General features: G+C 44.8%; 5 protein-coding genes, 1 tRNA gene and 2 rRNA genes. 5 read left to right on the top strand and 3 right to left on the bottom strand.

What is annotated here, in order from left to right; genetic code table 11:
* The 4 genes from BT127_RS04375 to BT127_RS04360 form a co-directional block, all read left to right on the top strand.
* Positions 1 to 201: ribosomal RNA gene (locus BT127_RS04375) — 23S ribosomal RNA — on the top strand; the annotation flags it as partial.
* A gap of 50 nt (positions 202 to 251) precedes the next feature.
* Positions 252 to 368, top strand: a 5S ribosomal RNA gene (rrf, locus tag BT127_RS04370).
* Between the two features lie 40 nt (positions 369 to 408).
* Positions 409 to 485 (top strand) — tRNA-Ile (locus BT127_RS04365).
* 211 nt (positions 486 to 696) lie between these two features.
* On the top strand, positions 697 to 2013 hold the full coding sequence (locus BT127_RS04360; protein ID WP_075423802.1) for a dockerin type I domain-containing protein: 1317 nt from the start codon (positions 697 to 699) through the stop codon (positions 2011 to 2013).
* 61 nt (positions 2014 to 2074) lie between these two features.
* Here BT127_RS04360 and BT127_RS04355 read toward each other — a convergent pair whose 3' ends face one another.
* Both BT127_RS04355 and BT127_RS04350 read right to left on the bottom strand, forming a co-directional pair.
* A complete protein-coding gene (locus BT127_RS04355; protein WP_075423801.1) occupies positions 2075 to 3310 on the bottom strand; it encodes a hypothetical protein in 1236 nt (411 codons plus the stop codon).
* Positions 3311 to 3322: 12 nt separating this feature from the next.
* Positions 3323 to 3883: an RNA polymerase sigma factor gene (locus BT127_RS04350; protein ID WP_075423800.1), complete on the bottom strand. Its 561-nt coding sequence runs from the start codon at positions 3881 to 3883 to the stop codon at positions 3323 to 3325.
* 567 nt (positions 3884 to 4450) lie between these two features.
* Between BT127_RS04350 and BT127_RS04345 the strand changes: the two genes are divergently transcribed.
* Positions 4451 to 6235 (top strand): ABC-F family ATP-binding cassette domain-containing protein, encoded by a 1785-nt coding sequence (locus BT127_RS04345; RefSeq protein ID WP_075423799.1) that lies wholly within the window; start codon positions 4451 to 4453, stop codon positions 6233 to 6235.
* Positions 6236 to 6359: 124 nt separating this feature from the next.
* On the opposite strand, the gene BT127_RS16715 is transcribed toward BT127_RS04345, so the two are convergent.
* The coding region (locus BT127_RS16715) for a hypothetical protein (protein ID WP_502687138.1) at positions 6360 to 6606 on the bottom strand (247 nt) is incomplete at its 5' end.

Raw genomic sequence — 6606 nt, 5'->3', positions numbered from 1 at the left:
TGTCACGCCAGTGGCACAGCTGGGCAGCTATGTGCGGAACGGATAAACGCTGAAGGCATCTAAGCGTGAAGCCGACCTTAAGATAAGATATCCCTTCGTAAGAGTAAGACCCCTCAAAGACTATGAGGTTGATAGGCCTGAAGTGTAAGCATGGTGACATGTTCAGCTTGTAGGTACTAATCGGTCGAGGGCTTTTCCTTTTGATTCATGTAAAGAGTTCTAAGTATTACAAAAGCTGTTCAGTTTTCAAAGTCGGTGTTTATGGCGCAGAGGTCACACCCGTTCCCATTCCGAACACGGAAGTTAAGCTCTGCCGCGAAGACGATACTTGGCTGGTGACGGCCCGGGAAACTATTTCAATGCCGACACAATATTAAACGGAAGTCATGTGCTTCCGTTTACTCATATGGGCCAATAGCTCAGTTGGTCAGAGCATCCGGCTCATAACCGGACGGTCCGGGGTTCGAGTCCCTGTTGGCCCACCAAGCGATCCTGAAATATGGATCGCTTTTTTATTTATATTCTCGGGACTGATGCATATATATGTATCAGTCTTGTCTGTTTTATATATATTTAAATGTTTTATAACGATTTAATTTGTGATTTCTGTTGACTTTTGCCGAAAAATGTATTATACTTATTGTTATAGGTTTATACCTTGTGGAGTAACAGATTCGGTTATAAGGAGGAAATTCAATGAAAAAAAGAATCTTAAAAATGGCAGCTTCCCTTGTTATGGGCACTGTCTGCGTCATGGCTTCATCTGCCTTGTCCACGTTTGCGTCAGAGGTATCTCTTGGTGATGTAAATATGGACGGCAAGATAGATTCCTCTGACGCTTCGGCAATTCTCATGGCTTATTCGGCGCTGTCCGTTAACGAGACTCCTGATCTAAGTGAGGAACAGCTTTCCGCTGCGGATATCAACGCGGATGGTTCGGTTAATTCTTCTGACGCTTCGGATGTACTTGTTTACTACTCTTATCTGTCGGTTGGCGGAGATGAGAGTATTACCGAATATTTCGGACTTGAACCTGAGGTACCTGCAACAGGTGAAGTTGACGAATCTCAGCTTGAACCTACACCTGCTGATTTCAGTGTTCTTGATCCTGCAATGTTCAATGTCAAGGAAAGCTATGATGCAGGAAAGAAGCAGTTCACCCTTAAATGGGATAGTCTCCCTGTAGCTACAGGCTATCACGTTGACATCTATACCGATCAGTATTACGATGATGAAGGTCAGCCCTTCAAGTATTCTGCTGATGTTACGGGTACTTCCTGTACGGCACAGCTTCCCTCTGCTTTAGGTGACAATCACAATTACAGATATAAGATAACACCTTTCGCAAAGGCAGACGGCTACAGGACCACATACAGTAAAGTCCGCTATATAGACGGTTCAACAGGTGCTTACTTCAAAACGGGCAAGCGAGCTTACAACAGCGTTAAGTTCAAGGTAAATACTGCGGACCTTACACCCCATGACACATATCCGATCTACGATATCAGGAACGGCGCGGCTGTAAAGGTCGATATCGGAGACAGACCTTTCGACGGTGATGCACTTTACATCAATGACAACGAAAAGGCAATTCTTCAGAAGTTTGCTGACGAGCATTTCACCAAGGGCATGACCAATTATGACAAGGTACTTTATTTCATGAAGTGGGTACATGACAACAATTCCTATGCGACCAACGATCAGTACCAGAAGTATACCATGTGGGACGGCAATTTCGTCAACGATGTTGTTAATCTCAAAGTGGGACAGTGCTTGCAGTTCAATGGTTCAGCATGCGAGCTTATGGCACTTATGGGCTACGATGTTTATATGCTCCACTGTTATTCAGAGGGCGGATATCTTCATTACAGGTTCGAGCTCAACATAGACGGCATAGTTTACGGCATGGAAGTCGGTGACAGGCAGTATGATAATCCTGCAACGGGATATCGTTGGGAATGGGCATTTGATACCAACAGACCAATGCTCCTTGTACGTCCCGATAAGAAGTGATAAAAAAGGACTGAGGCTCAATGAGCTTCAGTCCTTTTCGTGTATTTAAGGAGTGTGGGATTTACTGGTTCTGTTCCGGATCCTCATAGCTGTATTGCAGTATCTTCCAGCCTTTTCCGGGTACATTGAGAAATTGTATCCTGCCTGTCACGTTATGGGTGATACCTGCGGTGTACGCATCTACTATGCAGTTGCATTTTATTTCGGCGAACTCATATCCCACAAAAGGATCATACTCGTATTCTCCTACTGATACGATCTCAACACTATTTTTATCAGCTAACTGTTCTCTCTGACGGTAATAAGGTGTATCTGATTCAAACATAAATGACAGAACATATACCTTGTCATCGTATACACAGTATGGCTGACCGCCTGATGTACCGATCATGTTGTTGGTATCATCGATAACTCTTCCGGGGTAGAGGTCGTCATACCATGCGAACTTGTCGCTTCCTCCCATCTCATATACGAAGGGATCTTTCAGATAATCGCGTATATCCTGTAATGAATGGAATCTTGGATCATCATAATGTACATACTTGTACTGCATTTCAGCAACATGACCTTCACGATCGTTAATATCGCTGTAGTCCATATATCTGTCAGTTACATAGAATGCGTCATCGAAGTCAACTTTGCTTGGATCACTGAAGATGTTTGTGGTTTCGAGGTAATCTTCATAGACGCTTATGAGTTTTGCCTTTAAAGCTTCATCTGATCCATTCTCTGCTGTAGTTACGGTCTGTGTTTCGGAGTTGTTCGGTGCCGCAGTTTTCTGCTGTACTGCGTTGGTCTCTGCATTTGGTGCAGCGGCAGCTGTAGAGTAGTCCGGTACTGCGCTCTGTGTTACGCCTTCAACAACAGTTGTGACTGTACCTGTACCCGTACCGAGCTTTGTGAATTCAGTGGCAGATACAACAGATGTGACTATATCTGTGGACTGTGTATTCTCCTCTGTAGGTGAAGCTATGATAGGCGGTATGGGATCATTCGGAACGGTAGTTGCGCTTCTGTGAAGCAGTGTTATTCCGAGGACTGCACCGCCTAACAGCAATGCAACGGAAGCTGCTGCATACATAGTCCTCAGCCACGGACGGGAATACTTTTCTACGCCCTTGACGGAGTTCTCTTCATCAAAATCTGCGTTATCCTTTTTTATATTATACTTTCTTTCGCTCATTTCAAGGAGTTTTTCTATTTGTGTGTTATTGAGTTCGGGAGCTTTTTCGTTCAGTTTCATGATATCGTTATCCTCTGCATTCTCAAGATAATCAAATAAATTCTTGTTTTTCATATTTATCCCTCCCTATCTTGTTATTCCTGCATCGGTGAGAAGCTGTTTCAGTTTCTGCAATGCTCTTGTACTTCTTGCACGTACCGATGAAGCGTTCATTGAGACAGCTTCGGCAATCTCGGCGGATTTGCGGTTGTAGTAGAACTTCTGGATAAGTATGGTCGAGTCAGGCTCGCCGAGAAGTTCGATTTTTTCAAGGAGAATACGGCGGAGTTCATTGGTATCGGAAATATGTTCAACATTGAAATCCGAAGCAAGCTCACCCATAGATTCGTTATCGATTGAAGTAGTTCTTCCTGTTTTCACGGAAAGGCTTCTGTAGTGGTCTATAGCGGTGCGTTTTGCGATAGTAGAGATAAGCGGTTTGAGCTTATCGGTATTGTTTTTATCAAGAGCGATGAAAACGTCTGCAAAGATGTCGCTTATGCACTCCTCTACGTCCTCTTCGGTACCGCAGCTTCTTAATTTGTTGTATACAATGGTATACACATAACGTCCATATTCCTTGATAATTGAACGGTGTCCCTCATGGGGATCGGTATTCATCAAGGAAATGATTTCGGTGTCAGTCATTGATTTGACCTCCTTCTCATGTCTTTCATAAACTACAATCGGAGCGTAGATAAAAAGTGCTGCAAAGAAAAATATATTTTTTTGTTTTAATTAATGTTCCTGTGTGGCATACATTATTTATTATACTGAGTTGTTGTTCTCAAGTCAATCATGATAATAGTCTTTACACACAAATCAGAAAACAGATGCGGTTTGTCAGAGTCGCAAGATCCAATTTCGTTTATCAGAATAATTGATCTGTAGGGAACGGCGCTCTCGCCGTTCCTTTTTGCAGCATTTTACGTGACTTGTGGAACGCCGAGGGCGGCGTTCCCTACAAAAATCTATTTACATCTTGCAAATGATTCTGAAAATTGATTTTCGTGTGTCAGAGTATCACAGTATTGAAATAGCTTCGCTTTTATGATATAATGAATGCAAAAGCATTCATTATATATTTATCTGAATGTCCTTGCAGATACGCAGATCTCCGATCTGCTCCCTGCATATCGGACAATTATATCATAACGCTTCGCTTTTATGATATAATGGTACATATCCGAAATAATAAAATTAAGGAGTAATACCGTGATACTGCTATCAGCTCAGAATATATCAAAGACCTATATGGAACGAAAGGTGCTTGACGATGTCTCATTTTTCCTCAATGAAGGCGATAAAACAGGCATTATCGGAATAAACGGCACAGGCAAGTCCACACTTCTGCGGATACTTGCGGATGCGGAGGAATCAGACAGCGGCGAAGTAGTAAGGAGCAAGGGTACAAGGGTATCATATCTTCCGCAAATACCCGAATTCGATGACCATGGAACTATACTTGAACAGGTGCTTCTGCATCTTCCGAAGGACCTCCGTGAATCAAAGGAGTACGAGGCGAAGTCCATACTCGATAAGCTGGGATTATCCGACCACAGCAGGGATATAGGTACCCTTTCGGGCGGCGAAAAGCGCAGGGCAGGTATAGCTGCGGCACTTATACAGCCAAGCGATGTGCTGCTTCTTGACGAGCCTACCAACCATATCGACAACGAGACCGCACAGATGCTTGAAGATATCCTTATGAAGTACCGCGGAGCTATCGTTATGGTGACGCATGACAGATACTTCCTGAACAAGATATGCAGCAGGATAGTCGAGATAGACAAGGGCAAGCTTTACGCATGTGAAGGCAACTACAGCACCTATCTTGAACAGAAGGCGCAGCGTGAAGCGGATATTGCTGCGGCAGAACGCAAGAACAAGTCCCTTTACCGCCGCGAGCTTGAATGGATAAGCAGGGGAGCCCGTGCAAGAGGGACAAAATCCAAGGACAGGATAGAGCGTTTTGAGACTCTGAAAAACCGTGAGGTACCTGTCGAAGCGGAGAAGTTACAGCTTCAGTCAGTATCTTCGAGACTCGGAAAAAAGACTATCGAGATAGAGGGCATCAGCAAGAGCATTAACGGCAATCCGCTCATCACGGACTTCTCCTACATCATTTCCCGTGATGCAAGGATAGGAATAGTCGGCAGGAACGGTGCGGGAAAGAGTACCTTCCTTAAGATGATAATGGGAACGGTACATCCCGATTCGGGAAGCATAGTTATCGGAGATACCGTAAATATAGGCTATTTCTCGCAGGAATGTGAGTCTATGGATCCTACCATGCGTGTTATAGAGTACATAAGGGAAACCGCCGACAGAGTACAGACTCCCGACGGAACGGTAACGGCTTCACAGATGCTGGAGCGTTTTCTCTTCACTCCCGAGCTTCAGTGGAACAGGATAGAGAAGCTTTCAGGCGGAGAGAGAAAGCGCCTGTACCTTTTGAAGATACTCATGACTGCACCTAATATCCTCCTTCTTGACGAGCCTACGAACGACCTTGACATAGCTACCCTTACCATTCTTGAGGACTACCTTGAGAATTTCAGCGGAGCTGTTATAGCAGTATCCCATGACAGATACTTCCTTGACAAAATGGCAGAGGAGATATTCGAGTTCAGGGAAGGCGAGTGTATCAGGTACAACGGCAACTACAGCGATTATGCAGAAAAGGTACGTGAAAGGGATGCACAGAACGCTTCAAAGCAGGAAAAGAAGGAAAAAAAGGAGCGCACTCCCACAGTAAGAACAAAGCTCCGCTTCTCGTTCAAGGAGCAGAGGGAGTATGAGCTAATAGACGGTGAAATTGCAGCTCTCGAACAGGAGATAGCCGATACCGAAAAGGAGATACTTCTGAATTCATCGGACTATGTCAGACTTCAGGAGCTTACCGATAAAAAAGCTGAGCTTGATGCACAGCTTGAATACAAAATGGAGCGCTGGGTATACCTCAATGATCTTGCGGAACGCATTGCGCTTGGTGAATAAAAAATACGGTCCCTCACAGCCATAAGGCGGAGGGACCGTATTTTGTGCGGTTTTTTTCGGTTTGCTTTATTTCAAGGGGGTGGTTATTATAGGGGGGAGGTCATTCTGATGACCGTGTATATGCTTATTCCTCTTCAGCAACCTCTGTTGAGTCAGCAGCGGTATCTTCTGTTGTCTCAGCAGTCTGAGCAGCCTTGTCTCTGAGGTGCGGAGGAAGCGGATGCTCGTGCTCTTCGTGTGCCTTAGGACCTTCGCCGGGCTTAGGAGCGTCAGCAGGTGCTACAGGCGGTACAGGTGGCTCAGGCTTAACAGCCTCTTCGCCGTCTTCCTTAGCCTCAGGAGCTACAGGAGGTGCTGGTGGCTCAGGCTTA

Source organism: Ruminococcus sp. XPD3002, assembly GCA_900119535.1.
Lineage (GTDB): Bacteria > Bacillota > Clostridia > Oscillospirales > Ruminococcaceae > Ruminococcus > Ruminococcus flavefaciens_H.
This window is presented reverse-complemented; position numbering and strand designations above follow the sequence as displayed.